Annotated in this window: 24 protein-coding genes; 11 read left to right on the forward strand and 13 right to left on the reverse strand. The window is 70.6% G+C overall.

Features of this window, described 5'->3' with window-relative positions; all coding sequences use genetic code 11:
• Window positions 1-53: 53 nt before the first annotated feature.
• The gene (locus tag ACFY01_RS42470) at window positions 54-1,532 is read right to left on the reverse strand and encodes a recombinase family protein (protein WP_390741119.1); all 1,479 of its coding nucleotides are present in this window, start codon (window positions 1,530-1,532) and stop codon (window positions 54-56) included.
• 251 nt (window positions 1,533-1,783) lie between these two features.
• Between ACFY01_RS42470 and ACFY01_RS42475 the strand changes: the two genes are divergently transcribed.
• Window positions 1,784-2,890 carry a serine hydrolase domain-containing protein gene (locus ACFY01_RS42475; protein ID WP_390741120.1) on the forward strand — a complete coding sequence of 369 codons (1,107 nt, stop codon included), beginning with the start codon at window positions 1,784-1,786 and terminating at the stop codon, window positions 2,888-2,890.
• Between the two features lie 113 nt (window positions 2,891-3,003).
• Window positions 3,004-4,281, forward strand: a complete 1,278-nt coding sequence (locus ACFY01_RS42480) for an ATP-binding protein (RefSeq protein ID WP_390741121.1) — start codon at window positions 3,004-3,006, stop codon at window positions 4,279-4,281.
• A gap of 78 nt (window positions 4,282-4,359) precedes the next feature.
• Here the strand turns inward: ACFY01_RS42480 and ACFY01_RS42485 are convergent, their stop codons facing one another.
• Window positions 4,360-5,400, reverse strand: a complete 1,041-nt coding sequence (locus ACFY01_RS42485) for an NAD(P)-dependent alcohol dehydrogenase (protein WP_390741122.1) — start codon at window positions 5,398-5,400, stop codon at window positions 4,360-4,362.
• Window positions 5,401-5,518: 118 nt separating this feature from the next.
• Between ACFY01_RS42485 and ACFY01_RS42490 the strand changes: the two genes are divergently transcribed.
• Window positions 5,519-6,412: a helix-turn-helix transcriptional regulator gene (locus tag ACFY01_RS42490; protein ID WP_390741123.1), complete on the forward strand. Its 894-nt coding sequence runs from the start codon at window positions 5,519-5,521 to the stop codon at window positions 6,410-6,412.
• 76 nt (window positions 6,413-6,488) lie between these two features.
• Here the strand turns inward: ACFY01_RS42490 and ACFY01_RS42495 are convergent, their stop codons facing one another.
• From ACFY01_RS42495 to ACFY01_RS42515, 5 genes are all read right to left on the reverse strand, one after another.
• Window positions 6,489-9,797, reverse strand: a complete 3,309-nt coding sequence (locus ACFY01_RS42495) for a S8 family serine peptidase (protein WP_390741124.1) — start codon at window positions 9,795-9,797, stop codon at window positions 6,489-6,491.
• A 246-nt stretch (window positions 9,798-10,043) separates the two neighbouring features.
• Window positions 10,044-10,730, reverse strand: coding sequence for an ABC transporter ATP-binding protein (locus ACFY01_RS42500; RefSeq protein ID WP_390741125.1), 687 nt, complete (start codon window positions 10,728-10,730; stop codon window positions 10,044-10,046).
• A 51-nt stretch (window positions 10,731-10,781) separates the two neighbouring features.
• A complete protein-coding gene (locus tag ACFY01_RS42505) occupies window positions 10,782-12,263 on the reverse strand; it encodes an ABC transporter permease (RefSeq protein ID WP_390741126.1) in 1,482 nt (493 codons plus the stop codon).
• Window positions 12,264-12,438: 175 nt separating this feature from the next.
• The gene (locus ACFY01_RS42510) at window positions 12,439-13,689 is read right to left on the reverse strand and encodes an Ig-like domain-containing protein (protein ID WP_390741127.1); all 1,251 of its coding nucleotides are present in this window, start codon (window positions 13,687-13,689) and stop codon (window positions 12,439-12,441) included.
• Window positions 13,690-13,908: 219 nt separating this feature from the next.
• Window positions 13,909-14,268, reverse strand: a complete 360-nt coding sequence (locus ACFY01_RS42515; RefSeq protein ID WP_390741128.1) for a hypothetical protein — start codon at window positions 14,266-14,268, stop codon at window positions 13,909-13,911.
• Window positions 14,269-14,379: 111 nt separating this feature from the next.
• Here ACFY01_RS42515 and ACFY01_RS42520 point away from each other — a divergent pair, with 111 nt between their 5' ends.
• Both ACFY01_RS42520 and ACFY01_RS42525 read left to right on the forward strand, forming a co-directional pair.
• Window positions 14,380-14,697 (forward strand): hypothetical protein, encoded by a 318-nt coding sequence (locus tag ACFY01_RS42520; protein ID WP_390741129.1) that lies wholly within the window; start codon window positions 14,380-14,382, stop codon window positions 14,695-14,697.
• Window positions 14,698-14,738: 41 nt separating this feature from the next.
• Entirely contained in the window at window positions 14,739-15,539 is an 801-nt protein-coding gene (locus ACFY01_RS42525; RefSeq protein WP_390741130.1) for a hypothetical protein, read from the forward strand.
• Window positions 15,540-15,617: 78 nt separating this feature from the next.
• On the opposite strand, the gene hutH is transcribed toward ACFY01_RS42525, so the two are convergent.
• The 3 genes from hutH to ACFY01_RS42540 all read right to left on the reverse strand — a co-directional run bounded on the left by hutH (window position 15,618) and on the right by ACFY01_RS42540 (window position 19,408).
• A complete protein-coding gene (gene hutH / locus ACFY01_RS42530; protein ID WP_390741142.1) occupies window positions 15,618-17,156 on the reverse strand; it encodes a histidine ammonia-lyase in 1,539 nt (512 codons plus the stop codon).
• A gap of 276 nt (window positions 17,157-17,432) precedes the next feature.
• Window positions 17,433-18,575, reverse strand: a complete 1,143-nt coding sequence (locus tag ACFY01_RS42535; protein ID WP_390741131.1) for a diguanylate cyclase domain-containing protein — start codon at window positions 18,573-18,575, stop codon at window positions 17,433-17,435.
• A 38-nt stretch (window positions 18,576-18,613) separates the two neighbouring features.
• Window positions 18,614-19,408 (reverse strand): enoyl-CoA hydratase/isomerase family protein, encoded by a 795-nt coding sequence (locus tag ACFY01_RS42540; RefSeq protein ID WP_390741132.1) that lies wholly within the window; start codon window positions 19,406-19,408, stop codon window positions 18,614-18,616.
• A gap of 188 nt (window positions 19,409-19,596) precedes the next feature.
• On the opposite strand from ACFY01_RS42540, the gene ACFY01_RS42545 reads away from it, so the two are divergent.
• Window positions 19,597-20,190, forward strand: coding sequence for a hypothetical protein (locus ACFY01_RS42545; protein ID WP_390741133.1), 594 nt, complete (start codon window positions 19,597-19,599; stop codon window positions 20,188-20,190).
• A gap of 49 nt (window positions 20,191-20,239) precedes the next feature.
• Here ACFY01_RS42545 and ACFY01_RS42550 read toward each other — a convergent pair whose 3' ends face one another.
• Together ACFY01_RS42550 and ACFY01_RS42555 are read right to left on the reverse strand one after the other, a co-directional pair.
• On the reverse strand, window positions 20,240-21,367 hold the full coding sequence (locus ACFY01_RS42550) for an adenylate/guanylate cyclase domain-containing protein (RefSeq protein WP_361813059.1): 1,128 nt from the start codon (window positions 21,365-21,367) through the stop codon (window positions 20,240-20,242).
• 226 nt (window positions 21,368-21,593) lie between these two features.
• Entirely contained in the window at window positions 21,594-22,454 is an 861-nt protein-coding gene (locus ACFY01_RS42555) for a biotin--[acetyl-CoA-carboxylase] ligase (RefSeq protein ID WP_390741134.1), read from the reverse strand.
• 110 nt (window positions 22,455-22,564) lie between these two features.
• On the opposite strand from ACFY01_RS42555, the gene ACFY01_RS42560 reads away from it, so the two are divergent.
• The 4 genes from ACFY01_RS42560 to ACFY01_RS42575 all read left to right on the forward strand — a co-directional run bounded on the left by ACFY01_RS42560 (window position 22,565) and on the right by ACFY01_RS42575 (window position 25,254).
• Window positions 22,565-24,175, forward strand: a complete 1,611-nt coding sequence (locus tag ACFY01_RS42560; RefSeq protein ID WP_390741135.1) for an acyl-CoA carboxylase subunit beta — start codon at window positions 22,565-22,567, stop codon at window positions 24,173-24,175.
• Between the two features lie 9 nt (window positions 24,176-24,184).
• The gene (locus tag ACFY01_RS42565; protein ID WP_361447418.1) at window positions 24,185-24,394 is read left to right on the forward strand and encodes an acyl-CoA carboxylase epsilon subunit; all 210 of its coding nucleotides are present in this window, start codon (window positions 24,185-24,187) and stop codon (window positions 24,392-24,394) included.
• Between the two features lie 81 nt (window positions 24,395-24,475).
• Window positions 24,476-24,604, forward strand: a complete 129-nt coding sequence (gene mmpB / locus ACFY01_RS42570; RefSeq protein ID WP_390741136.1) for a morphogenic membrane protein MmpB — start codon at window positions 24,476-24,478, stop codon at window positions 24,602-24,604.
• A 32-nt stretch (window positions 24,605-24,636) separates the two neighbouring features.
• Entirely contained in the window at window positions 24,637-25,254 is a 618-nt protein-coding gene (locus ACFY01_RS42575; RefSeq protein WP_390741137.1) for a Maf family protein, read from the forward strand.
• Here ACFY01_RS42575 and ACFY01_RS42580 read toward each other — a convergent pair.
• A complete protein-coding gene (locus ACFY01_RS42580; RefSeq protein WP_390741138.1) occupies window positions 25,226-25,780 on the reverse strand; it encodes a hypothetical protein in 555 nt (184 codons plus the stop codon). The two genes, ACFY01_RS42575 and ACFY01_RS42580, sit on opposite strands and share 29 nt — an antisense overlap.
• A gap of 374 nt (window positions 25,781-26,154) precedes the next feature.
• On the opposite strand from ACFY01_RS42580, the gene ACFY01_RS42585 reads away from it, so the two are divergent.
• Window positions 26,155-26,246: biotin carboxylase N-terminal domain-containing protein (locus tag ACFY01_RS42585; protein ID WP_308427085.1), on the forward strand; the 92-nt coding region annotated here is incomplete at its 3' end.

A 26,246-nucleotide genomic window follows, 5' to 3' on the forward strand; every position in this document is an offset into this window, starting at 1 on the left:
CTAGAGATCAATCAGTACTGGCAGTAGGTACCCCGGCTAGAGATCACTTCTGCCTACGCGATCCAGTCGATGAGGAACCGGTCCGGATCCCACCGCTTCCGCGGGTCCGCCGGGCGTACCTCGATCGACCTCACGCATGCGGTGATGACGGCTCGGCGCTGGGAGTTGTTCATCTTCTTCCAACGTTCCTGCATGTCCTCGAAGGTTCCAACGAACCCGCTGAGAACGGCGGTCCTGGAGACCTTTGCGAGTTTGGCCCGGTTCAGGTTCAGTCGCTCCTCAATGGGCTGGCGGGCGACCATCCACTCCTTACGGCTGATCTTCCGCTCTCCCATGTCCCGTGCGAGGGCTTCAAGTTCCTCTTCGTCTTCCCGGATCTCGTCGTACAGGTCCTTGCCTGCGTGATCCTGGTCGCGCAACCGCTGCACGAACAAAGGCGAATCCAGGGCGGCCAACACCATGTCCCGTACGTGATCGTCGGTCCGTTCGGCGTTGGCGGCCGTACCCCCGCACGCGTCCGTGCCAGGCACATTGGGACACGAGTACCGGGGAACCCCGCTTCGGGGACGTCCCACCATGCCCCATCCGCACGGCTTCCCATCTGCCTTCGGCTTCCCGCAGCGCAGCACACCCGAGAGCAGATAGCTGCGCTTGGTCGTGCCCTCCACGTTGCGCCGGCGGGCCGGGTCGCTCAGCGTCCTGCGAACGCGGTCCGAGTCCTCATGGCTGATGATGCCCGGCCAGACGGCATCGGCGACGATCTCCCCGAGCAGCGGGCGCGTGCTCTCCCACGAACCGCGCGGCGTGTGCTCACGGCGGCCGCTGATCCGGGCCGACGCCAGTAAGCGGCGCAGCCCGCTGGGCTTCCAGGGCTTGCCCGCGGGGCTGACGATCCCCCGTGCCTGCCAGTCGCGGCAGATGCTCGCCAGGCTTTCGTTCGCGAGGACGCGCCGGACTCCTTCCCGGATCACCCGGGCCTCGCTCTCCCTGATGGTCACTCGGTCCTCCTCGTATCCGAACGGGCGCGCCCCTCCCCCGGCTATCCGCCCGGCCTCGGCGGCCTGGCGGCGCTGACGCTTCTGGCGCTCGGCCTTGTGCTCCGCCTCATGACGGGCGGCGGCTCCGAGCATGCGGGCGACCATGCGCCCGGTCGGCGTCGCAAGGTCGATCTCTCCGCTCACGGTGGCAAGCTCGATGCCCTGGCGGTCGGCGAGATCAATGACGTCTTCCAACTCGCGTGGCGATCGTGTCAGCCTGTCCACGTGCCACACCGCGATCGCGTCGATCTCGCCCCGCTGGATGTCCGCCAACAGCTCTTGCCACTTGGGACGGGGCGCCCCGGAGTAGGCGCTGACGTCGTTGTCCGGGTAGACGGCCACAACATCCCAGTCCAAGCGGGTGCACAGTGCCCGGCAGTCCTCCTCCTGGCGCGCGACTCCGAGACCGGCACCGCCCCGGTCCTGGCTGATCCGGCAGTAGATCGCTGCTCGCCTCGTACCCGAAGTGCCCTTCGTGCCCGTGGAGTTCGTCATGGGTCACATAAGTACACCCTGGTAGGGACGGGCGTGTCCTGCCCGGTCGGGGTGGTGCCGGCCGGGGGATGAGCGGCGACCTCGGCAATGTCGCTCGGGCCGGGATCGTCTCGAACGCCGGTCACGGACCGCAGATCGACCATGCGGACTAGGTCGACCGCCGCATGTTGGCCGTCATGGACTCGGTCGGCTGACAGGTAGGGACGGAAATTCGATTGCCCCTGGCGGGCCGATGGGCGCTAATGCGGTGCATGGCCGACATTCAGGGCTCATACGATGATCTGTTCACCGCGGTGCCGAGTGCGCTGGCCGGACTGCTGGACGAGGGGGACGTCGGCGCCTCGGTCGCGGTCTTCGTGGACGGCGAGCCGGTGGTGGACGTCTGGGGCGGGTTCGCCGACGCGGACCGGGCGATCCCGTGGCAGCGGGACACGATCACCAATGTCTTCTCCGTCACCAAGACGATGACGGCACTGTGCGCGCTGGTCCTGGCCGACCGTGGCGAGCTCGATCCGGCCGCACCGGTCGGCCGGTACTGGCCCGAGTTCGCCACGGCGGGCAAGGAGAACGTGCTGGTGCGGCACCTGCTCGCGCACACCGCGGGCCTGCCCCACTGGGACGGGCCGATCGAGGACCTCTACGACTGGCCGTCCGCCACGGCACGTCTGGCCGCGCAGGCTCCGCTGTGGGAACCGGGGAGCGCGGCCGGCTACCACTCGCTCACCCAGGGGTTCCTCGTGGGCGAGGTCGTACGCCGGATCACCGGCCGGAGCCTGGGCGAGTTCTTCGCGGAGGAGGTGGCCGGACCGCTGGGCGCCGACTTCCACATCGGGCTGCGCGCCGAGCACGACCACCGGGTGGCGCTCATCGTCCCGCCGCCGTCCCGGGACGAGGACTATGCCGCGAGCGCGCCCGGCAGCGGCGCGTCGCCCGCCGCCGGCACCACCGTACGGGTCCGGGACGGTAACAGCGTGGCCTGGCGCCGCGCGCAGATCCCTGCGGCCAGCGGTTTCGGCAACGCCCGCTCGGTCGCCCTCGTGCAGTCGGTGCTGGCCTGCGGCGGCGCGGTGGGCGGGGTGCGGCTGCTGTCGCAGGCGGGCTGTGACCGTGCGAGGGAGGAGCAGTTCAGTGGCGAGGACCGCCTCCTGGGCATGCGGGTCCGTTACGGGCTGGGCTACGGACTGTTCGGCAACACCTTCGGGTGGGGCGGCTGGGGCGGCTCGCTCGTCATGATCGATCCCGGGGAACGCATGGCGGTGGCGTACGTGACCGACCAGATGCGCGAACCCACGGACGACAACCGGGGACTGGAACTGGTGATGGCCGCCTACGACGGGCTCAAGGGTCTGCGGGCTTGATGGCAGTAACGTCTGCGTCCTTCGCGCCCCCACACAGCCTGCCGACTCCGGCCCCGGCACCCGGCGCTCCCGCGGGAGACAATGGGACTCCCGAGCTTGGCGAGGTGGTGGCGATGCCCGCATGGCGTCTGCGTGACTACCACGACGACGATCTCGACCAGGCCATCCAGATCTGGGACCAGAGCCGCCAGGCCGACGAACACCCCGTGTTCCCGGTGTCCGAGGTGATGGCGGCGGCCAAGGCCGGTCAGCCCGCGGTGGTCGCGGCGGTCGGTGAGGAACTGGTCGGCATGGCGGTGGCCGAGGCGCACGGCAAACGGGGGTGGGTCCTCCAGGTCGCGCTCGCCTCCCGCTGGCGTGAGCGCGGGATCGGCAGTGCCCTCCTCACCGAGCTGGAGCGACGCCTGCGGGCGCTGGGCGTGCGCCACATCAGCGCACTGCTGCCCGCGGGCGCCGCCGGGACGAAGGCTCTGGAGAACTCCGGTTTCCGGTGCCGCGACACTCTGACCTACTTCGAGAAGTTCGAACCGCCCGGCGCGGCCGACGCCGACGTCCTCGCCGCGCTGGGCGGCCGCATGCTGCCCGAGGGGCTGTGGGCCGCCATGGCCGGCATGGAACGGGAGAAGCGGGTCGTCGAGCGCCGTGTGGTGCTCCCGCTGACGGAGCCGGCGCTGGCCGACCGCTACGGCGTCCTGCCACCCAAGGCGGTCATCCTGTTCGGGCCGCCCGGCACCGGGAAGACCAGTTTCGCCAAGGCGGTCGCCTCACGGCTCGGCTGGCCGTTCGTGGAGCTCTTCCCGTCCCGGCTGGCGGCCGACACGAACGAGGGTCTGGCGGCGGCGCTGCGGGAGGTGTTCGCGGATCTGGCGGAACTGGACTCGGTGCTGCTCTTCATCGACGAGGTCGAGGAGATCGCCGGCGCCCGGTCCGGGAAGGCGGTCGACCCCGGGCACGGGGTGACCAATGAGTTGCTCAAGCTCATCCCCGTCTTCCGCGAGCCGGACGCACGGCTGCTGGTCTGCGCCACCAACTCGGTCCGCTCGCTCGACGCGGCCTTCCTGCGGCCGGGCCGGTTCGACTACGTCCTGCCCATCGGGCCCCCGGACCCGACGGCCCGCACGGCGATCTGGGCCCGCTATCTCCGCGCCGCCACCGACTCCGTGGACCTCGCCCGGCTGGTCGAGGCGACTGAGCTGTTCACCCCGGCCGACATCGAGTTCGCCGCCCGCAAGGGCGCGCAGGCGGCGTTCGAACGCGAAGTCACCCACCGCGAGGGCCGGCCGGCCACCACCGAGGACTACATGACCGCCATCGCCGACACCCGGCCGACGCTCACCGCGCGGGCGATCGAGGAGTTCACCGAGGACATCGAGAAGTACAGCCGCCTCTGAACTCCCCCGCTCGCATCGTCCCTGCTCGGATCGTCCCTGCTCGGATCGTCCCTGCTCGGATCGTCGACACTCCCCGGCTCAGATCGTCGACGTGTCGATCACGAACCGGTAGCGGACGTCGCTGGCCAGCACTCGCTCGTACGCCTCGTTGATCTGGTCCGCGCGGATCAGCTCGATCTCGGAGCCCAGGCCGTGCTCGGCGCAGAAGTCCAGCATCTCCTGGGTCTCCTGGATGCCGCCGATGCCGGAGCTGCTGAGGCTGCGGCGGTTGCCGAAGATCGACTGGAGGGTGATCTGGACCGGTTCCTCGGGCAGGCCCACGTTGACCATCGCGCCGTCCGTGCGCAGCAGGGACAGGAAGGCGGCGAAGTCCACCGGGGCGGAGACCGTGTTGAGGATCAGGTCGAAGGTGCCCTTGAGCTGCTCGAACGTCGCCGGGTCGCTGGTGGCGTGGTAGTGGTCGGCGCCCAGCCGCACACCGTCGTCCTTCTTGCGCAGGGACTGCGAGAGGACGGTGACCTCCGCGCCGAGCGCGTGCGCGATCTTGACGCCCATGTGGCCGAGCCCGCCGAGGCCGACGACGGCGACCTTCTTGCCGGGGCCGGTGTTCCAGTGCTTGAGCGGGGAGTAGGTCGTGATACCGGCGCACAGCAGGGGCGCGGCCACGTCCAGGGGGAGGCTGTCGGGGATGCGGACGACGTAGTTCTCGTCGACGACGATCTTCTCCGAGTAGCCGCCGTAGGTGGGCTCGCCGTCCTTGTCGTGGTCGTTGTACGTCCAGGTGGGAGCCTTGACGCAGTACTGCTGGAGGCCCGCCTTGCAGTTGTCGCACTCACGGCAGGAGTCGACCATGCAGCCGACGCCGACGCGGTCGCCGACGGCGAACTTCGTGACACCGGGGCCGACCTCGGAGACGATGCCCGCGATCTCGTGGCCGGGGACCATCGGGAAGGTCGCCTTGCCCCAGCCCTCCCGGGCCTGGTGGATGTCGGAGTGGCAGATGCCCGCGAACTTGATGTCGATCAGTACGTCGTTCTCGCCGGTCTCCCGCCGTTCGATGGTGGTCCGCTCGAGCGGGGCCTTCGCGGCGGGGGCGGCGTATGCAGCAACAGTGGTCATGGCCCCCAGCCTGCCCCACGACGCCTGCGCCACCCAGATCACGCCTCGTCGTACGACTGCCGTGCCTACCACTGGCGGGGTCAGGCTCGTGAACGTACGACGATGAATACTGGGGCGTATGGAAGCACAGCCCCAGCCCTCCGGCCCGTCCCTCGACCGGCGTGCCGAACTGAGTGAGTTCCTGCGCACCCGGCGGGCCCGGCTGAAGCCGGAGGACGTGGGGCTGCCCGACTTCGGGCGGCACCGGCGGGTGCCCGGGCTGCGGCGCGAGGAGCTGGCGCAGCTGGCCGGGGTGTCGGTGGCGTACTACACGCGTCTGGAGCAGGGCAACGGGCAGAACGTGTCGGCGGAGGTGCTGGACTCCATCGCGCGGGCGCTCCGGCTGACGGACGCCGAGCAGGCGCACCTCACCCACCTCGCCAAGGGCAAGCAGCACAAGAAGAAGCCGTCGGCCAGGCCACAGCAGGTGCGGACGGCGATCGGGCAGCTGCTGGACACGATGGACGCGGTGCCCGCGTACGTCGTGGGGCGGCGTTCCGAGGTCCTGGCGTGGAACCGGATGGCCGCGGCGGTCTTCGGGGACTGGGCGGAGCTGCCGGCGGCGGAGCGGAACTGGGCGCGGATGGTGTTCCTGAAGCCGGAGTACCAGGATCTGTTCGTCGACTGGGAGCAGAAGGCGATCGACATCGTCTGCGCGCTGCGCATGGACGCCGGCTGCTATCCGGACGATCCCCGGCTGTCCGCGCTGGTCGGTGAGCTCTCCGTGAAGAGCGAGGAATTCCGGCGGCTGTGGGCGACGCACGACGTCAAGGAGAAGAGCCACGGCCTCAAGCGGCTTCAGCATCCGCTGGTCGGCGCGCTGTCCCTGAACTTCGAGTCGTTCAAGCTGGCGGACGACGCGGACCAGAGCATGGTCGTCTACCACGCCGAGCCGGGCTCCCCGTCGGCGGAGGCGCTGCGCCTGCTGGCCAGCTGGGGGGCGGACGCGACCCGCGCGAGAGCCTCCGGCTGATCGGGCGGTGCCCGGCCTCGCACACGATGAGGGGCGTGCTGGAGAACTCCGGCACGCCCCTCGCGCTACCTACGGATCACTTGCCGTAGTACGCGTTGTAGATCGAGATCGTCGACTTGTTGCCCTTCTTGTCGGCGATCTTGGCGTGGAAGGAGATGGCCTTCCCCTTCGCCGGGTTCTTCACGGTGATCTTGCCGTTCCTGACCTCGATCTTCTTCCAGGTCTGGCCGTAGTCGTACGACACGTACACCGCGAGGGACTTCAGGTTGCGGCCCGCGGCGGCGCCCTCGACGGTGACCGGGAAGGTGACCGTCTTGCCTGCCTCGACGCGGCTGTCGAGGCCGGTCTTGGCGCCGAAGTGGGCGGTGGAGGCGGGGAGCTGGGCGAAACCGCCGGCCGGCTTCTTGGAGTGGAAGGTCCAGCTCGCGTCGATCCGGGTGGAGGCGGCCGCGACCTTGACGGTCCGCTTGACCGAGGTGGTCAGCTTGTACTCGGCGTCACCGGCGGGAACGTTGAAGAGCCCTCCGCCGAACAGCGGGTCGTCGTTGGAGCCCACCTTGGTGCCGTTGCGGTACAGGGTGGTGGTCACCGCGGTGAAGTCCGAGGAACCGGCGTGCTTGTTGCTGTCGGCGAACAGCGGCACGACGCCGTAGATCTGGTTGCCCTCACGGAACAGGCCGTACTCGGAGTTGAGGTGCGGGCCGAAGACCGCGGTGTTGAACGTCTTCTTGTAGGTCGTCCCCGCCTTGAAGGTCTGCGGGTTGCCCAGCGTGTAGAAGGCGTCCGCGATCGGGAAGCCGTTGGCGTCGTGCCCGGAGTACTGGCTGACGTCGAAGCCCCACTGCGCGCCGTCGACGGTCGAGACATACGCCGTGCGCGTGCCGGGCAGCTTCTGCTCCACGCTCTCGCCGGCGACGAAGTCGTCGCCCACGCTGCCCCAGGCGGCGACCGCGCCGGTCTTGTTGGGGGCGGAGGCGCCCACGGTGTTCTTCACCGTGGCCAGCTCACCGGTCTTGAAGTGGCGGACCTTGTCGCCCTGGATCTTCTTGGCCTTCGCGCTGGTGGCCACGTCGTACTCGGCGTTGTCGCCCTTGGTCCACTGGCCGCTCCAGGTCTGGGTCAGACCGTTCGCCACCTCCGGGCCGAGGTGCGCCATGCGCAGATCGGCGAAGCCGCTGCCCACCTCGATACCGATGCCGACGCCCGCCGGGTCGTACATGTAGTCGATCGACGCGGTGAACGGCTTGGCCCCCGCGTCCGGCACGGTGATGTCGGCCGGCTTGGCGGTGCGGGCGTCCAGGTTCACCGTGAGGTCCTTGGTGACGCTCAGCTTGGGCTGCACCAGCCAGTCGAGGCCGCCCTCCCAGCTGGTGAGGCTCTTGGCGATCTCGGAGTCCAGCAGGTACGTGCCCTTGGGCAGACGCAGGGTCGTGGTGCCGGAGTCGGCGGGCTGCGCCGCGTAGGAGTGGTCCTTGCCGATGCCGGTGTAGCCGAACAGTTCGGTGTCGTAGGCGCCGGTCGGCTTCCCGTCACGGCCGGTGTGCTTGAAGGTGACGGTGTACGACTCCACCTCCCGCTGCACCGCGGCGGCCGTGCGCACGGTCTGGCCGTCCCCGGTCGCGGTCACGTACGCGGAGTACGCGCCGTCGAGGGTGCCGCCCAGCTTGGTGTTGGCGGTCAGGCCGACGGTGGCCTTGCCGCCCGCGGGGACCGTGACCTTGGTGGCGCCGAGCTTGAAGAAGCCCGCCGGAGCCGCGTGGCCCTTGGGGTCGGTGCCGGTGGCGGCCAGGTTGAGCGTGACGTCCTTGGTGCCGAGGTTGCGGTAGGTGACCTGCTTGGTGACCGGGGTGTCGTCGGTGTGCGGCCACTGCTGGACGCCGAAGCTCACCGACACCGGGTCGGCGATCACGGTCTGCTTGATGGCCTTGTCGACCGCGATGCGGCCCGAACCCTGCTGGAACGGGGTGTAGTTACCGCCCTTCGCGGAGCCGGCCAGGGCGGCCTTGAGCTCGGCGTAGCCCCAGTCGGGGTGCTCCTGCTTCAGGATGGCGGCGGCACCCGCGACGTGCGGGGTGGCCATCGAGGTGCCGGAGATGGTCAGGTAGCCGGGCGCCGGGTGCGGGACCTCGGGGTCCGTGTCGATGACGCTGCCCGGGGCCGCGGCGGCGGTGATGTCCACGCCGGGCGCGGTGACGTCCGGCTTGATGGCGCCGTCGCCGACGCGCGGGCCGGTGGAGGAGAAGTCCGCCAGCTTGTCCGACTTGTCGACGGCGCCGACGGTGAGCGCGTCGTCCGCGCTGCCCGGCGAACCGATGGACTCGGGGCCGCTGTTGCCCGCGGCGATCGCGAACAGGATGCCCTTCTCGGTGGAGAGCTTGTTGACCTCGGCCTCGAGCGGGTCGACCTCGGGCGTGTCGTAGCCGCCCAGGCTGAGGTTGACGACGCTCGCGCCCTGCTGGGCCGCCCACTCCATGCCGGCGAGGATGCCGGAGTCGTCACCGGAGCCGGTGTCGTCCAGGACCTTGCCGTTGAGGATCTTCGCGTCGGGGGCGACGCCCTTGTACTTGCCGTTCGACTTGGCGCCGGTGCCCGCCGCGATGGAGGCGACGTGCGTGCCGTGGCCGAAGTGGTCCTTGGCGTCGGCGGCGGTCGAGAAGTTCTTGGACTCGATCACCTGGTCCTTGAGGTCCGGGTGGGTGGTGTCCACACCCGTGTCCAGGACGGCGATCTTGACGCCCTTGCCGGTGTAGCCGGCCGCCCACGCGGTCGGGGCGCCGATCTGCGGGCCGGACTTGTCGTCGCTGGCCTTGCGGACGCCGTCGAGCCAGACGTGCGCGATACCGGAGGCGGTCCTGTCGCCGTTGGTGACCGCGTTCCACAGCTCGGGCGTTTCCTTGGCCGGGGTCTGCACGGCGTCCGCGTTCAGCGACTTGAGGCTGTGGCGGAGGGTGCCCGCGTCGCGGACGTCGGACTTGGCGGCCGTGGCGGCGCCCTGGTAGCCGACGATGACCTTCAGGCCGTGCTTCTGGGACTTGCGGGTGGCGGCCTTGTTGAGCTCGGTGATGTCGAACAGCCGCTGGTCCAGCCTGCCGGAGGCGACCAGGTGGGCCGCGTCGGCGGGGATGACGAGGGTGTGGCCGTCGGCCTTGCGGATCTGGAACGGGATGTGCTCGCGTCCCTTGGCCCGCTCCAGGCCGACGACCCGGCCCTTGGCGTCGACGGCGATCCGGTCGCCGGTGATCAGGGTGATGCGGTGCTTGGAAGTGAGCGATGCGGCAGCGGTGGACGACCGCTGCTCGGGCTTCGCCGACGCCGGGCTGGTCATGCCCGCGGCGAGGGCGACTGCGGCGGCGGTGGCAACGGTGGCCGCAGCCGCTCTTTTCACTTGTCTGCGCAAGACTCCCCCTGGAGACGGAGTACCGGGCGAATTCCCCGTTCACCCGGCCGGGGGCAGTCTCGTACGCATGAGCGTCAACCCCCCGGAACACGCAGTATGCCGGGGGGTGATCAGACGCCTCAATACATGAGAGAGGTGTGAGAAAGCGCTACCGTCAACTGTTACGCGCCGGGGGGAACACCGTTACAGAATCGGGAAGTCGCGCGCCGGAGATCGGTGTTATAAGCACGGCACTCAGGCGGTGCCGGCGTTCTCCTTCACAGTGATCTTACCCTTGCGGATGGTCGCCAGCCGCGGGGCCTTCTTCGCGATGGCGGAGTCGTGGGTGACCATGATGAACGTCAACCCGTGTTCCATCCACAGGCGTTCGAGCACGTCCATGATCTCGTCGCGCATGCCTTCGTCGAGGTTGCCGGTGGGCTCGTCGGCGAGCAGCACCTTCGGCTGCTTCACCAGCGCGCGGGCGATGGCGACGCGCTGCTGCTGACCGCCCGACATCTCGGACGGCAGGTGCCCGAGCCGTTCGCCGAGCCCGACCGACCTCAGCGCCTCGGCGGCCCGTTCGCGCCGCTCCTTCGCCTTCACGCCGAGCGGTACGAGGGCGGTCTCGACGTTCTCCTGTGCGGTGAGCGTCGGGATGAGGTTGAAGGACTGGAAGACGAAGCCGATGTTCTCGCTGCGGACCCTCGTCAGCCGGGCCTCGGACAGCTTGGCCAGGTCGGTGCCGTCGAGGACGACTTCGCCGGAGCTGGGCCGGTCCAGAGCGCCGAGCATCTGGAGCAGGGTGGACTTGCCGCCGCCGGTGGGGCCCTGGATGACCAGCCGGTCGCCGTCGCCGATGGTCAGGTCGACGCCGTCCAGGGCGTGGACGGTGTCCTTGCCCCGGGTGTAACGCTTGGTGACGCCTCTGAGTTCGTACATGGTGGGTGCAACTCCTGGGGGAGAACTGGGAGAAGGGGGGTGCGCGGACGGCTACTCGACGCGCCGCAGCGCGTCCGCCGGGCGCAGACGTGACGCCCGCCAGCCGCCGAACGCACCCGCGATCAGGCCGCCGGCCACCGCGAGCCCGACGGCTAGGACGATGGTCGTGACGCTGACCGGCGCGGTGAGCGCGACCTCGAGGGTCTTGGCCGCCTGCCGCCCGGGGCCGCCGAAGCCGCCCCCGCCGCCGGGGCCGCCGCCCGGACCGCCCGTGCCGCCACCGCCACCGGTGCCGCCGAGCTGCGCCTGGAGCGACGGGCTGATGGCGGTGACGACGTACGCGCCCGCCAGACCGAGCGCGATACCGAGGGCGCCGCCGACCAGGCCGTTGACCATGGCCTCGCCGATGACCTGCCGGGTCACCCGGCCCGACTTCCAGCCCAGCGCCTTGAGCGTGCCGAACTCCCGCACCCGCCGGGACACCGCCGAGGAGGTGAGCAGACCGGCGACCAGGAACGCGGCCACCAGCACCGCGATGGACAGCCACTTGCCGACGTTGGTGGCGAGGCTGGAGGCGGTGGACAGCGATCCGGAGACGGTCTTGGCGAGGTCGGCCGAGGTCGTGACGGTCGTACCGGAGACGTTCTTCTGGATGGTGCTCTTGACGGAGTCGATCTGCTGGGAGTCGGTCGCCTTGACGTAGATCGTGGTGACCTTGTTCTTCTCGCCCGCCAGGGTCTGCGCCTGCTTGAGCGGGATGTACAGGTTGGCCGCCGAGTCGCCGCTGCTGGCGGTGGCGATGCCGATCACCTTGTACTTGACGGACTTGATGGTGACGGTGGAACCGACCTTGTACTTCTTCGTCTTGGCGTAGGCCGAGTCGGCGACGGCCACCTTGGCGTCGGTCTCGGTCGTCCTGAAGGTGCGGCCGCTGGTGATCTTCGAGGAGGTCAGCGGGCCGAGCGCGGTCTTGGTGACGTCGGTGCCGTAGACCGAGTACTGGTTGATGTCGAAGTCGGCGCCGCCGCCCCGCACTTCACCCTGCGGCTGGCCGGTGCCGCCGCCCTGGCCGGGGCCGCCCTGCCGGCTGCCGCCGGAGTTCTGGTTCTGCTGGAACTGGCCGCGGGTGAACTGTCCGCTGACCTTCACCACGTTCAGGCTCAGCCCGCCGACGGCGGAGGAGACGCCCTTCTGGCCGCCGACCTTGCCGACCGTCGACGAGGCCAGGGTGGTGAAGCCCTGCACCATGACCCGGTCGCTGCTCTGCGACTTGGCGTCGTCCTTGTTCTGCGCGTCGAACTGGAAGCGCGGCCGCTGTGCGGTGCCGGTGGACGCCGACGCCGCCTTGGTGACCGTCATGTCCGTACCCAGGCCGTAGAGCGACTGGAGGACCTTGTCCTGTGCCTTCCCCATGCCGTTGGACACGGAGTTGACCACGATGACCAGCGCGATGCCCAGCGCGAGTCCGGAGGCGACGACGAGGGCCGCCTTTCTGCGGCGGCGCAGTTCGCGCCTCAGGTAGGTGAAGAACATGGCCGCAAGCTAGGTACGGACCGTGATGACTCGATAAGGCCGAAATAAGAGATGCATGAGAAGGCTGTGGCCGGCCCCGGAAAGTCCCCAGAAGGACCCCAGAAGGACCCCGGAAATGCCGGTGCCGCCCCTGGAGGCGGCACCGGTCACGTGTGGAGAGGGGGGCGGGGAGGCGTCAGACGGCGGAGCCGGCCTTCCACTGCGCCCAGTTCATGTTCCAGCCGTTGAGGCCGTTGTCGGGGGCGACGGTCTTGTCACCGGTGTTCTTCACGACGACCACGTCACCGAGGATCGAGTGGTTGTACATCCACGCGGCCGGTGTGTTCGGGTCGTTGGCACCCTTGGTGTCCGACAGGCCCACGCAGCCGTGGCTGGTGTTGACGCTGCCGAAGATGGACTTCGCACCCCAGTAGTTGCCGTGCAGGAAGGTGCCGGAGCTGGTGAGGCGGATGGCGTGCGGCACGTCCTTGATGTCGTACTCGCCCTTGCCGTCGTCGTCCGTGAAGCCCACGGTCGCACCGTTCATGCGCGTCTGCTTGAACTTCTCCGACATCACCATGACGCCCTCGTACGTCTTGTTGTCGGGCGAGCCGGCGGAGATCGGGATGGTCTTGACGGTCTTGCCGTCCTGCGTGACCTTCATCTGCTTGGTCTTCGCGTCGACGTAGGAGACCTGGTTGCGGCCGATGTGGAAGGTGACCGTCTTCTGCTGCACGCCGGTGACACCGGAGGCGCCCTCGACACCGTCGAGCGCGAGCTTCAGCGTGACGGTGGAGTTCTCCTTCCAGTAGTCCTGCGGACGGCAGTCCATGCGGTTGGCGCTGAACCAGTGGCAGGCGACCTCCTGGCCGCCGCTGGAGCTGACCGTGATGGCCTTCTGGACGGCGGCCTTGTTGGTGATCGCCTTGTCGAAGTTGATCGACACGGGCATGCCGACGCCGACCGTGGAGCCGTCCTCCGGTGTGAAGTTGGCTATGAAGCTGTTGGCCGGGGAGACCGTGGTGAACGAGGCGTTCTCGTGCGCGACACGGCCCTTGGAGTCCTTCGCCTCCGCGGCGACCTTGTAGCTGGTGGAACGCTCCAGCTGGACGCTGGGCTTCCAGCTCTTCTTGTCGGCGGCCAGCTGGCCCGAGACGGCCTTGCCGTCGGCGGTCGTCATGGTGACGCCGGTGAGCGTGCCCTTGGCCACCTTGACGGCGGCGGAGTTGTTGATGGACGCGTTGTCCGAGCCGTCCTTGGGTGTGATCGTGATCTGGGCCTCGGAGGACTTCTTGGCCGCCGCCTCGTCGGCCTGGGCCTGCGAGCTGTCGCCGCCGCCGCTGCCGGAGGACTTGTCGTCGCCGCCGGAACAGGCCGAGAGCACCAGTACACCGCCGAGCAGTGCGGACGCGGCCATCAGGCCCTTGCGCCGCTTACTGTCCGTCATCACACGCTTCTCCATGGTTGCTGAATCCCCAAAAACCCCGAGTCCCCCGTTGAGAACCTTCAACGCTACGACCGGTGTGCCCCGTTCCACATCCCTGACAGGTGTGGGCCACGCCACGTTCCCCGAGGCGGGCGGTACGGGAGTCGGCCGTGCGCCCCCTGAGACGACACGACCCCGGCCGGCGGTTGCCGTCCGGGGTCACGCGTTCCCCCCCGACGCTCAGCCGATGCCGCCGCGTTCGTCCGCGTCGTCTTCGTCGTCCTCCTCGTCATCATCCTCGTCGAGCTCCCAATCCGGCGAATCGGGGTCGTAGTCGATCCGTTCGGTGGACCAGGAGGCCTGCTGGAGCTCCACTCCGGGCACCTCGCCGACCAGGTCGAACGGATCGACGAGATAGGCCAGGGCCTCCGCGGTGTCTTCCGTCACAGCCGCCCGGGCATGGGCGCGCTCCTCGTCCGGCAGTTCCGGATCCGCGGCGAGCCGGCCCAACGCGGCCTCGGTGACCGCTTCGTCGTCCTCGACTTCGAGCACCACTTCCACCCGAAGCCGTACAAAACGTGATGTCTCTGGAGTGCTCATGCGGGGAGAGTACGGCGGAAATCTCCCGTGACTTTCCCGTGACCCGCGATTTTCACTAACATCGCCCCCACACGGCCAATTCGCCAGCGCCACAAGGGGGATCGATATTCCGTGTCATCCGTTCGCCGCCCGCTGCTGACCGCCACCGCCGCGGGCACCCTCCTGGGCGCCCTGTGGTTCGTCCCGTCCGCCAACGCGTCGCAGGACGCCCCGGCGAGAGCGGAGACCTCGGCGACGCAGCTCACCCAGCAGGCCAGGGCGGTGTCCGAGGCGACCACCGAGACCACCTCGGCCGCGACGGACGGCACCGAGCTCGCCGACACGGGAAGCCCCGACACCACGCCGTACGTCATCGGCGGCACCTTCTGCCTCGCCGTGGGCGCCGGTTTCGTGGTGTATTCGGTACGTCGCGAACGCCTGGGGTTTTAACGAGCTTGACGTTTCTTTGACTTTCGTTTCATAGTCCGCTCATGAAGAGATCATCGGGCGTGCGTCTGTGCGCCGCTGCCACAGTGAGCGTGCTGTCGTTCGCCCTTGTCACGGGGTGCTCCGATGAGGGGTCCAAGGGCTCCGGGAACGCCAAGGGTTCCAACGGTTCCAACGCCTCGTCGTCGGACGCGAAGGCGCTGAGCGCCGCGGAGTTGCAGAAGCTGGTCATCGCCAAGGGCGAGGTGCCCGGCTTCAAGGTCGGCGCCGTCAAGGGGGGCATCCCCGCCAAGAGCAAGGTCAAGGCGGACGACGCCAAGTGCGACCCGCTGCTCCAGGTCCTGACCGGCATCGCGCCGGGCGACGCCGCGACGAACACCAGCCGTATGGCCACGGAGGACAAGAAGGACCCCACGGACGACGCCACGTCCCTGGACGACCTGGCCGACGGCAAGTTCGAGGACGCCATCAACAAGTCCCTGGACACGGACGTCACCGTGGTCACCCTGGCCTCGTACGACGGCGACGGTGCCGAGAAGGCCGTGCGGACGGTCTCCGACGCGGTGAAGGCGTGCGCGGGCGGCTTCTCCGGCGAGCAGGACGGCGAGAAGGGGAAGTTCACCAAGGTCGGCGAGGAGAAGTCCTCGGGCACGGGTGACGAGTCGCTGGCCTTCACCGCGACCAACGACACGCCGGACGGGGCCGTTCCGCTGCACGGCGAGGTCGTGCGGCACGGGAACACCGTCGCGACGTACAGCACCATCAACATCGGTGCGGGTATGTCCAAGAAGGCCTACACGGTGTCGGCCGCGGTGATCAAGGCCCAGGCGGGCAAGCTGAAGTGACGTACGGGATGTGAGAGGGGCCCTGTCCGTGGACAGGGCCCCTCTTCTACTACTTCTACTGCTTCTGCCCCGGCGGTTCTACTGGAGCGGTCCGGTGACCGTCTCGACGGCGGCGACGAGCTCCCCGCTCCGCACGAACGCGTCGGCGGCGGCCAGGTCGGGCGCGAGGAACCGGTCCGGGCCGGGGCCCTGGACACCCGCGGCCCGTACGGCGTCGATGGCCGCCTGGGAGGCGGGCGCCGGGGCGAGTCCCTCGCGCAGCTCTATGGCACGCGTGGCGGCGTACAGCTCGACGGCGATGATCCGGGTCAGGTTGTCGACGGCGGTGCGCAGCTTGCGCGCGGCCGACCAGCCCATCGACACGTGGTCCTCCTGCATGGCGGAGGACGGGATGGAGTCGGCGGAGGCCGGCACGGCGAGCCGCTTCATCTCGCTGACCAGGGCGGCCTGCGTGTACTGGGCGATCATCAGCCCGGAGTCCACGCCGGCGTCGTCCGCGAGGAACGGCGGGAGGCCGTGGCTGCGGTTCTTGTCCAGCAGCCGGTCGGTGCGGCGCTCGGCGATGGAGCCGAGGTCGGCGGCGGCGATGGCGAGGAAGTCCAGGACGTAGGCGACCGGGGCGCCGTGGAAGTTGCCGTTGGATTCGACGCGGCCGTCGGGCAGCACGACCGGGTTGTCCACGGCCGAGGCCAGCTCGCGCTCGGCGACCAGGCGGGCGTGCGCGAGGGTGTCGCGTCCGGCGCCGGCGACCTGCGGGGCGCAGCGCACGGAGTAGGCGTCCTGGACTCGGGGGGCGTCGTCCTGGTGGTGGCCGGTGAGCTGGGAGCCCTTGAGCACGGCCAGCATGTTGGCGGCGGATGCGCCCTGGCCGGGGTGGGGGCGGATGGCGTGCAGTTCGGGGGCGAGCACCTTGTCCGTGCCGAGCAGTGCCTCCAGGCTGAGGGCGGCGGTGACGTCGGCGGACTTGTAGAGCAGGTCGAGGTCGGCGAGGGCCATGAGCAGCATGCCGAGCATGCCGTCGGTGCCGTTGAGGAGGGCGAGGCCTTCCTTCTCGCGCAGTTCGACGGGCTGGATCCCGTGCTCGGCGAGCAGTTCGCCGGCGGGGCGGACGGTCCCGTCGGGGCCTTCGGCGTCGCCCTCGCCCATCAGGGTCAGGGCGCAGTGGGACAGCGGGGCGAGGTCGCCGGAGCAGCCGAGGGAGCCGTACTCGTGCACGACCGGGGTGATGCCGGCGTTCAGCACGTCGGCCATGGTCTGCGCGACCTCGGGCCGCACGCCCGTGTGCCCGGAGCAGACGGTCTTGAGCCGCAGGAACATCAGGGCCCGTACGACCTCCCGCTCCACCCTGGGGCCCATGCCGGCGGCGTGCGAGCGGACGATGTTGCGCTGTAGCCGGCTGCGCAGGTCCTGGCTGATGTGCCGGGTCGCCAGCGCGCCGAAGCCGGTGCTCACGCCGTAGACCGGCTCCGGCTTGGCCGCCAGGGCGTCCACGATCTCGCGGGCCGCCGCGAGGGCCGTCACCGCCTCCTCCGCCAGCTCGATGCGGGCGCCGCCGCGCGCCACGGCGAGAACGTCGGACGCGGTGACACCCGTCGTCCCCACCACCACAGTGTGCATATCCATATTCAGGAGCGTACGCATTGAATGCGGGGATGTCACTAGTGCGGGACGGGTCAGCCCCTTACCGCGCGGACGACCGTCGGATCACGGCCGGCGGCCGCGGAAGCGGCGGCGTTCGGCCTGCTAGGGGGGTGGCTCGTCGGCCAGCCGGATCACCGGGTCGTCGGGCCCCTGCCACCCGGCCACCACGGGCCGCTCCGCACGCAGCGCCTTCGCACGGTACTGCCGCGCGTCACCGAACCGGAACAACCCACGCGCCGGTCCACGCACCGGTCAAGGCCGGCGGCCGCGGAAGCGGCGGCGTTCGGCCTGCTCGGGGGGTGGCTCGTCGGCCAGACGGATCACCGGGTCGTCGGGCCCCTGCCGCCCGGCCACCACGGGCCGCTCCGCACGGAGCGCCTTCGCACGGTACTGCGCCGCGTCGGCCAGCCGGAACAGGCGGCGGGCCGAACGTACCTCGCCGATGGGGTCCGAAGTAGACGCGACCCCGCAGGCCACGCCCTCGCCCAGCTCCAACTCCGCGGCCCGGCGGCAGAGTTGGTCCGCCGCCTTGACCACGTCGTCGGCCGGCGGCCCCACCGCCAGCAGACAGAACTCGTCCCCGCCCAGACGTGCCGCGAGGGTCCCCGGCAGCATCGCCCCGCACAGCGACAGCACGGAACCGAAGCGCTCGAGGAGCCGGTCGCCCACGGCGTGCCCCTGGGTGTCGTTGACCCGCTTGAGCCCGTTGAGGTCACACACGGCCAGGCTGACCACCACACCCTCCCGCCGGTGCCGCTCGACGGCCTCCTCCAGGCGTACGTCCACGGCACGGCGGTTGGCCAGCCCGGTCAGCGGGTCGGTGAACGCCAGCCGGCGGGCCTCCTGGAGCCGTTCGGTCTGCGCGAGCCCGGCGGCGACGACCGCCGCCAGCACGGTCGCGAAGTCCGCGTCGCCCCGGTCGAAGACGGGCGCACCGGCCGCGCGGGCGACGTACAGCTCGCCCCAGGCCCTGCCGTGCAGCACCACCGGCGCCACCACACAGCACCCGCGCCCGCGGCGGCGCAGGGCGGCGACCCGCTGGTGGAAGTAGCCGGGGCGTCCGGCGGCGGGCCCCTCGGAGGTCTCGACCCAGGCGCTTGGCCCCTGGCCGCCCGCCCACCGCTCGTGCAGGAACTCGGTGATCTCGGCGAACTGGTGCACCGGATAGGTCTCGTGGTCCGGGAACTCCTCCTCGTCCGGGGCCCGCTCCCCCGCGTTCACCAGGACCCGCAGCCGCCCGTGCTCCCGCTCCCACACGGACAGCGCGGCGAAGCCCCCGTCCAGCGCCCGGCACGCGCCGAGCGCCGCGGCCCGCCAGGACTCGCGGGGCGTGTGCGCCGCCGCCATGCCCTGCGCCAGCGCGACCACGGCGGCGAGACGCTCGTCCTCACCCATCACTCCAGGTTAGGGACGTTTCACGGGAACCGCCCCCGTCACTCCCCCGGCCACTGGGGCTTGCGCTTCTCGTTGAACGCCGCCACCCCTTCCGCCCGGTCCCCCGAGAACGCCACCGCCCGCCAGGCCGCGTCCTCCACCTCCAGTCCGGCCCGCAGATCCAGCCCCTGCCCCAGCCGCAGCGCCCGCTTCGCCGCCCGCAGCCCGACCGGCGAGTTCCCGGCGATCCGGGCGGCCAGCGCCAGGGCCTCGTCCCGGTCCCGCCCCTCCTCCACCAGCTGGTCCACCAGCCCCAGCTCGTGCGCCTCGGCCGCCTCCAGCCGCCGCGCGGTGAAGATCAGCTCCGCCGCCCGCGCCGCCCCGACCCGCCGGGGCAGCAGCTGCGTACCGCCGCCGCCCGGGATCACGCCCACGGACACCTCGGGCAGCCCGACCACGGCCGTGCGGTCGGCCACGATCAGATCGCAGGCCAGCGCCAGCTCGAAGCCGCCGCCCAGCGCGAAGCCGTGCAGGGCGGCGACGGTGGGCATCGGCAGCTCCAGCACGCCGGTGTAGGCGCCCCGGGTCACCGGCCGCTGCCGCAGCAGGTCGGCGTCGCTGAAGGAGTTGCGCTCCTTCAGATCGGCCCCGACGCAGAACGCCCGCTCGTGCGACGACGTCAGTACGACCACGCGCGCGTCCGGGTCGGCGGCGAGCGCGGCGCAGGCGCCCGCGACGGAGCGGGCCATGTCGGTCGAGACGGCGTTCATGGCCTTGGGCCGGTCCAGCACGAGCTCCGCGACGTGCCCGTGCCGCCGCACCAGCACGAACTCCCCGAACCGCTCCTCGCTCATGACACCCCTCCGGTTAACGCGGGTTAACTTCCTGACGCCCCGATCATCGCAGTCGGAACCCGGCCGGGGAAGAGCGGCCCCGCTGCCCCGTTCGAGTGACATCCCGCCCGACCCGGCCCGCCCGCCCACGGGAGCGCATAGCGTGCGCTGCGCGGCGCATCGGGGGCGCGCGGCGGGGAGGGGACGCGATGACAGACACGGGAACGCACACGAGTACGAGCTCGGCTCCGCACACCGCACCGTTCGTCCGGCGCGGCCGGCACCGCAAGCCCCGCCCCCGCAAAGCCCTGCTCGCCGCCGGTGGCCTGGCCCTGGCCGCCGGCGCCCTGAGCCTCGTGCGGATGGCGCCCGACTCCAGGGTCGGCGCCCCCGGCACCGCCGAGGCCGAACCCCGGCTCGACGCCGGCGGCACGGACCGGTCCGCGAACACGGCCGCCTCCGTCGGCGCCGCCCCCACGGCCCCACCGTCGGCGACCTCCCCCATGGGCGGGGTGAGCGGGAGCCCGACCCCGACCGGCACTCCGTCGCCCACGACGCTCCCCGGCTCCGCCACCGCCGTCCCGACGACACTTCCCCTGAACGCCCCGGCTTCCGTCCCGACCACCATCCCCACACTGGCGGACGACCCACCCCCCGGGACCACACCAAGGCCGTCGGCGACACCTTCCGACCCCACACCGACACCAAGCCGAAGCACCGGCACTCCGGCACCGACAGCGAGCCAACCGGGTGGCGTGTGCGTACCGGTCATCGGGCTGTGCCTGAACCGGGTGCTGGGGTAGGGGGTGGCAGCCCGGGGCCGAGGCGGGGGCCGGAGGGTCGAGGTCTGGACTAGGCGTCGCTGTCCCGGCGGGCCAGTAGCCACGGTTCGACGACGCCGAGGCCGCGGACCGGGCGTTGCCACATCGGCTGGAGCGCGAAGCGGTACGTCGGCGGCTCCTCGCCCTCCTTCTCCGCGGCGGCCGCGGCCTCGGCCGCCTCCGCCTCCGACGCGGGCGCCTCGCCGGTGCGGATGATCTCCTCGGCGAAGGCGCTGTCGACGAGCACCGAGTCGCGCGGGGCTATCGAGGTCAGCCGTGAGGCGAGGTTCACCGTCGTACCGAAGACATCACCCATCCGGGTGGTCACCGTGCCGAAGGCCATACCGACCCGCAGCTCGGGCATCGTCTCGTCGTTCGCCATCGTCTCGACCAGCCGCAGCGCGATGTCCGCGGCCGTGCCCGCGTCGTCCGCGGCGTACAGGACCTCGTCGCCCAGGGTCTTGATGAGCCGGCCGCCGCGCGCGGCCACCAGGTCGGCGGCGGTCGTCTCGAACGCCTCGACCAGTTCGCCGAGCTCCTCCTCCTCCATACGGCGGGTCAGCCGTGTGAAGCCGACCAGGTCCGCGAAGCCGACGGCGAGCCTGCGGTCGACCATCTCCTCGTCGTCCGCGGCCTGCACGACCCGGCCCGCCGAGGCGGCGAGCTGGCGGCGCCAGACGTAGACGAGGAACTCCTCCAGTTCGGGCAGGAGCAGCTCGACGATCGGGTACGTCACCTCGGTGCGGGTCATGCCCGGCTCGGGCGGCTCGGTCAGCCCCTCCAGGAAGGAATCGATCTGCCATTCCGCCAACCGGGCGGTGGTCTGCCCGGTGGAGCGGGCCACCTGCACGGCCATCGCCTCGCTCAGCAGCCCCGCCTCGACGAGACCGGCCAGGCGCCGCAGGGCCAGGACGTCGGCCTCCGTCAGCGCCTTGGCCTGGCCGATGTCGGCGAAACCCATGGCCCGCCAGAACCGGGAGGCCAGCTCCATGGAGACGCCGGCGCTGCGGGCCGCCTGAAACGGGGTGTAGCGCCGCTCGGCGCCCAGGATGAGGTGTTCCAGGCGCAGGGCGAGCGGGTTGTCCTCGCCGGAGTCGGCGGCGTGGGGATCCACCCGGCCGTCCGAGTCCGCGCCGGAGCCCGTGTCGTCGACGGTCACGCCTGCTGCCCTTCCGATCTGCCACGGTCAGGTATCGACCGGCCTTCACTCTACGGTAGGTGTGCGCCAGCTCACTCCGTTGGGTTTGGCGGATGGGGGGCGTTGGGGTGGGCGCCGTGCTGGGGACTGCCGCCCCAGGCCCCCGCTTCGGCCTGAACGGCCTCGTCCTCAAACGCCGGACGGGCTGGGATAATCCGGACCGGCGTCGAGAAGTGACCGGCCCACCTCACGCCGGCCGCAGGTGCACGATGTCCCCCGCCCCCACCGGCTCCCGCACCCCCTCCTCCGTCGCCAGCACCAGCCGCCCGTCGCCGTCGACCGCCACCGCCTCGCCGACGATCGACCGGTCACCCGGCAGCTCGGCCCGTACATGCCGGCCGAGGGTGGCGCAGCCGGCCGCGTAGGTCTCCTGGAGCCCGCTGGCCGCCGGGTCGCCCCCGGCCGAGCGCCAGCGTTCGTACCAGTCGGCCAGCGAGCGCAGCACCGCCCGCAGCAGCGGATCCCGGTCCGTGCTGACCGCCCCGGCCAGCGCCAGCGAACCGGCCTGGGGGACGGGCAGTTCCTCGGCGCGCAGCGAGACGTTGATGCCGACGCCGATGACGACCCCGTCGTCCCCGGCCCGCTCCGCGAGGATGCCGCCGGCCTTGCGTTCCGCGCCGTCCACGGTCACCAGCAGGTCGTTGGGCCATTTGAGTGCCGTGTCCACGCCCGCCGCCCGCGACAGCCCCGTGGCCACCGCGACCCCGGTCAGCAGGGGCAGCCAGCCCCAGCGGGCCACGGGCACCTCGGTGGGGCGCAGCAGGACGGAGAAGAACAGGCCGGAGCGGGCGGGGGCCGTCCACTGGCGGTCGAGGCGGCCCTTGCCGGAGGTCTGCTCCTCGGCGACGAGCACGGCGCCCTCGGCGGCCCTGCCCGCCTCGGCCCGTGCCACCAGGTCGCTGTTGGTGGACCCGGTGCGCCGCACCACCTCCACCTCGGACCACAGGCCGCCCTCCCGCACCAGCGCGCGCCGCAGTGCCGCGACGTCCAGGGGCGGGCGCTCCAGATCCGACCAACGGCTGTCGTCTGCTGCATCTCGTGGCGTCATGCAAGCCACCCTAGGTGTGGTAAACACCGCACTGCCGATTGATGAGGCCGCCACTACGCTACGGATGAGTAACCGTCCCCCCTTTTGAGCAGGCAGGGAGCCGCATCCCGATGTCCGAGCCGGAAGAGCGTCAAGAGATCCAAGGGATCGACATCCACACGACCGCGGGCAAACTCGCGGATCTCCAGCGCCGTATCGAGGAAGCGACGCACGCCGGCTCCGCACGCGCCGTCGAGAAGCAGCACGCCAAGGGCAAACTGACGGCCCGTGAGCGGATCGAACTACTGCTCGACGAGGGTTCCTTCGTCGAGCTGGACGAGTTCGCCCGGCACCGGTCCACCAACTTCGGACTGGAGAAGAACCGGCCCTACGGGGACGGGGTGGTGACCGGGTACGGGACCGTCGACGGGCGTCCCGTCGCCGTGTTCTCGCAGGACTTCACCGTCTTCGGCGGAGCGCTGGGCGAGGTCTACGGGCAGAAGATCGTCAAGGTCATGGACTTCGCCCTGAAGACCGGGTGCCCGGTCATCGGGATCAACGACTCCGGTGGCGCGCGCATCCAGGAAGGCGTGGCCTCGCTGGGCGCGTACGGGGAGATCTTCCGGCGCAACACCCACGCCAGCGGTGTCATCCCGCAGATCTCGCTCGTCGTGGGCCCGTGCGCGGGCGGTGCGGTCTACTCGCCCGCCATCACCGACTTCACGGTCATGGTCGACCAGACCTCGCACATGTTCATCACCGGCCCGGACGTCATCAAGACCGTCACCGGCGAGGACGTCGGCTTCGAGGAGCTGGGCGGCGCCCGGACCCACAACACCGCCTCCGGGGTGGCCCACCACATGGCGGGCGACGAGAAGGACGCGATCGAGTACGTCAAGCAGCTGCTGTCGTACCTGCCGTCCAACAACCTCAGCGAGGCCCCGGTGTTCCCGGAGGAGGCGGACCTCACCGTCACCGACGAGGACCGCGAGCTGGACGCGCTGGTGCCGGACAGCGCCAACCAGCCGTACGACATGCACACGGTGATCGAGCACATCCTGGACGACGCCGAGTTCTTCGAGACGCAGCCGCTGTTCGCGCCGAACATCCTCACCGGCTTCGGCCGGGTCGAGGGCCACCCGGTGGGCATCGTCGCCAACCAGCCGCTCCAGTTCGCGGGCTGCCTCGACATCGACGCCAGCGAGAAGGCGGCGCGGTTCGTGCGGACCTGCGACGCGTTCAACGTCCCGGTCATCACCTTCGTCGACGTGCCGGGCTTCCTGCCGGGCGTCGACCAGGAGCACACCGGCATCATCCGGCGCGGCGCCAAGCTGATCTACGCCTACGCCGAGGCCACCGTCCCGCTGATCACGGTGATCACCCGGAAGGCGTTCGGCGGGGCGTACGACGTCATGGGGTCCAAGCACCTGGGCGCCGACCTCAACCTGGCCTGGCCCACCGCCCAGATCGCCGTGATGGGCGCGCAGGGCGCGGTCAACATCCTGCACCGCCGCACCATCGCCGAGGCGGAGGCCGCCGGGGACGCGGACGCCACCCGGGCGCGGCTCATCCAGGAGTACGAGGACGCCCTGCTCAACCCGTACGTCGCGGCCGAGCGCGGCTACATCGACGCGGTGATCATGCCGTCCGACACGCGCGGGCACGTGGTGCGAGGCCTGCGTCAGCTGCGCACGAAGCGGGAATCCCTCCCTCCGAAGAAGCACGGCAACATCCCCCTCTAAGGAGCCGCTGTGACGATCAAGGTCGTACGGGGCAATCCGACCCCCGAGGAGCTGGCCGCCGCCCTGGCGGTGGTCCGGGTCCGCGCCGCGGCGGCAGCCGACTCGCCGTCCGGCGCGGAGGGGCCCCGGGACTCCTGGGCCGACCCGGCCCGCATCGCCGCCCACCGGCTTCCGAAGCCGGGCCCGGCGGCGTGGAGCCGCACCTACTGGCCGGGGTGAGCCGGACAAGCGGAATCCTCGCGGCCAAGTTGAGTACGCGTACTCAGGCGCCGCTCCGGCACCCCGCCGGACCATGGGGAGATGCTGTGGTCCGACCCTGAGAACGAGCCGCCGAAGGAACTGCGCGACATGCAGGACATGCTTCGGCGGCTCGGCCTTCTCATGGCGCTGGCCATGGTGCTCGCAATGATCCTGCTCGGGCTGAGGTGAGGACGGCGCGGCCGCTTGGCTAACCTGACGGCATGACTGCCAAGCCGCGCAGGCGACTCGTGCTCGCCTCCCAGTCCCCCGCCCGGCTCGGTCTGCTCCGGCAGGCCGGGCTGGAGCCAGAGGTGATCGTGAGCGGGGTCGACGAGGACGCCGTCACCGCGCCCACCCCCGCTGAGCTGGCGCTGGCCCTGGCCGAGGCGAAGGCCTCCGTGGTCGCCGCCCGGCCGGAGGTGCAGGGCGCCCTCGTGATCGGCTGTGACTCGGTGCTGGAGCTGGACGGGCAGGCGCTGGGCAAGCCCGCGGACACCGAGGAGGCCACCGCCCGCTGGAAGGCGATGCGCGGGCGGGCCGGGATCCTCCAGACGGGGCACTGTGTGTGGGACACGGCGGCCAAGCGGTACGTGTCCGCCACCGCCTCCACCGTGGTCCGCTTCGGTGAGCCGACCGACGAGGAGATCGCCGCGTACGTCGCCTCGGGCGAGCCTCTCTACGTCGCCGGCGCCTTCACCCTGGACGGCCGCTCGGCACCCTTCATCGAGGGCATCGACGGCGACCACGGCAACGTGATCGGCATCAGCCTGCCCCTGGTGCGGCGGCTGCTGAAGGAACTGGGCGTCGGCATCACGGAGTTGTGGGCGCCGGCGGAGTGACCGGGGCAGGGGGCACGTCGTCCTGCGGCTCGGGGGCCGGGTCCGGCGCCGGAACCGGAGCCGGGGCGGGGTCTCCGCCCGGGCCGCCGTCGCCGTCGCCGGGCGTGCCCCCGGCCGGTGCCGGGGCCGGGCCCCCCTGACGGTCGTACGTCATCAGGAGCAGCACGATCAGCGCGAGCACCACCACCATGAACAGGAACGCGGTCCAGCCCACCAGTCCCCAGGCGAACGCGCCCAGCAGCCCGTGCACCACCGCCACGCTGATCAACAGGACGCGGCCGAAGCCGGCCGGGGCGCGGTCGCGGACGGCGACCAGCAGCGCGACCAGGGCGCACAGCGCGAAGTAGAGGCCGAAGAGCACTCCGCCGACCTTCGAGGACAGTGCCATCTTGTCCGGGTCGAGACCGGCCAGGGACATGTTCTGACGGTCCACCATCACTCCGAGGAGCCAGTTCAGCGCCGCGATGCCGAACGCCTCGGCCAGGAGTACGACCGCCACCACCCACGCCACCGGTCTGCGCACCACCGGTCCCACCCACTTTCGACCACAGCCCGACCAGAGCTGCCGTTACCTGAAGTACGTTCGAGACATCGCGAACGCTACTAACGGGTAAACCCCGGGACAAGGGTCCGGTCGGGAGCAAAGAATCGTTGGGCCATTCGTAGGGACTCAACAAAGAAACCGAGTGGGGCGCGGCACGCTCTCACAGAGACCTTGACCACATGGCAGGACTAGGGTTGCCCGGTGAAGCCTTGCGTACCTCGGTGCGACATGGGCTTTCGCGGGTCGAGCGAGCCTCGAATCACGCTCCGTGTGGGCAAGCTCACCATTGGGGACGGGTCGAAGTGCCGTGTCGGCAGTCCCTAAACTCGGCTTGTTTCAAGGAGGGAGCCTCAATCGTGCGCAAGGTGCTCATCGCCAACCGTGGCGAAATCGCTGTCCGCGTGGCCCGGGCCTGCCGGGACGCCGGGATCGCGAGCGTGGCCGTCTA

The organism is Streptomyces sp. NPDC001480 (assembly GCF_042894725.1).
Taxonomy (GTDB): Bacteria; Actinomycetota; Actinomycetes; order Streptomycetales; family Streptomycetaceae; genus Streptomyces.

What these genes read in the sequence shown, in the direction of transcription:
- ACFY01_RS42470 (WP_390741119.1), bottom strand. Translation starts at nt 1,532, where the DNA reads ATGACGAACTCCACGGGCACGAAGGGCACTTCGGGTACGAGGCGAGCA.
- ACFY01_RS42475 (WP_390741120.1), top strand. Translation starts at nt 1,784, where the DNA reads ATGGCCGACATTCAGGGCTCATACGATGATCTGTTCACCGCGGTGCCG.
- ACFY01_RS42480 (WP_390741121.1), top strand. Translation starts at nt 3,004, where the DNA reads ATGCCCGCATGGCGTCTGCGTGACTACCACGACGACGATCTCGACCAG.
- ACFY01_RS42485 (WP_390741122.1), bottom strand. Translation starts at nt 5,400, where the DNA reads ATGACCACTGTTGCTGCATACGCCGCCCCCGCCGCGAAGGCCCCGCTC.
- ACFY01_RS42490 (WP_390741123.1), top strand. Translation starts at nt 5,519, where the DNA reads ATGGAAGCACAGCCCCAGCCCTCCGGCCCGTCCCTCGACCGGCGTGCC.
- ACFY01_RS42500 (WP_390741125.1), bottom strand. Translation starts at nt 10,730, where the DNA reads ATGTACGAACTCAGAGGCGTCACCAAGCGTTACACCCGGGGCAAGGAC.
- ACFY01_RS42505 (WP_390741126.1), bottom strand. Translation starts at nt 12,263, where the DNA reads ATGTTCTTCACCTACCTGAGGCGCGAACTGCGCCGCCGCAGAAAGGCG.
- ACFY01_RS42510 (WP_390741127.1), bottom strand. Translation starts at nt 13,689, where the DNA reads ATGACGGACAGTAAGCGGCGCAAGGGCCTGATGGCCGCGTCCGCACTG.
- ACFY01_RS42515 (WP_390741128.1), bottom strand. Translation starts at nt 14,268, where the DNA reads ATGAGCACTCCAGAGACATCACGTTTTGTACGGCTTCGGGTGGAAGTG.
- ACFY01_RS42525 (WP_390741130.1), top strand. Translation starts at nt 14,739, where the DNA reads ATGAAGAGATCATCGGGCGTGCGTCTGTGCGCCGCTGCCACAGTGAGC.
- hutH (WP_390741142.1), bottom strand. Translation starts at nt 17,156, where the DNA reads ATGCACACTGTGGTGGTGGGGACGACGGGTGTCACCGCGTCCGACGTT.
- ACFY01_RS42535 (WP_390741131.1), bottom strand. Translation starts at nt 18,575, where the DNA reads ATGGGTGAGGACGAGCGTCTCGCCGCCGTGGTCGCGCTGGCGCAGGGC.
- ACFY01_RS42540 (WP_390741132.1), bottom strand. Translation starts at nt 19,408, where the DNA reads ATGAGCGAGGAGCGGTTCGGGGAGTTCGTGCTGGTGCGGCGGCACGGG.
- ACFY01_RS42545 (WP_390741133.1), top strand. Translation starts at nt 19,597, where the DNA reads ATGACAGACACGGGAACGCACACGAGTACGAGCTCGGCTCCGCACACC.
- ACFY01_RS42555 (WP_390741134.1), bottom strand. Translation starts at nt 22,454, where the DNA reads ATGACGCCACGAGATGCAGCAGACGACAGCCGTTGGTCGGATCTGGAG.
- ACFY01_RS42560 (WP_390741135.1), top strand. Translation starts at nt 22,565, where the DNA reads ATGTCCGAGCCGGAAGAGCGTCAAGAGATCCAAGGGATCGACATCCAC.
- mmpB (WP_390741136.1), top strand. Translation starts at nt 24,476, where the DNA reads ATGCTGTGGTCCGACCCTGAGAACGAGCCGCCGAAGGAACTGCGCGAC.
- ACFY01_RS42575 (WP_390741137.1), top strand. Translation starts at nt 24,637, where the DNA reads ATGACTGCCAAGCCGCGCAGGCGACTCGTGCTCGCCTCCCAGTCCCCC.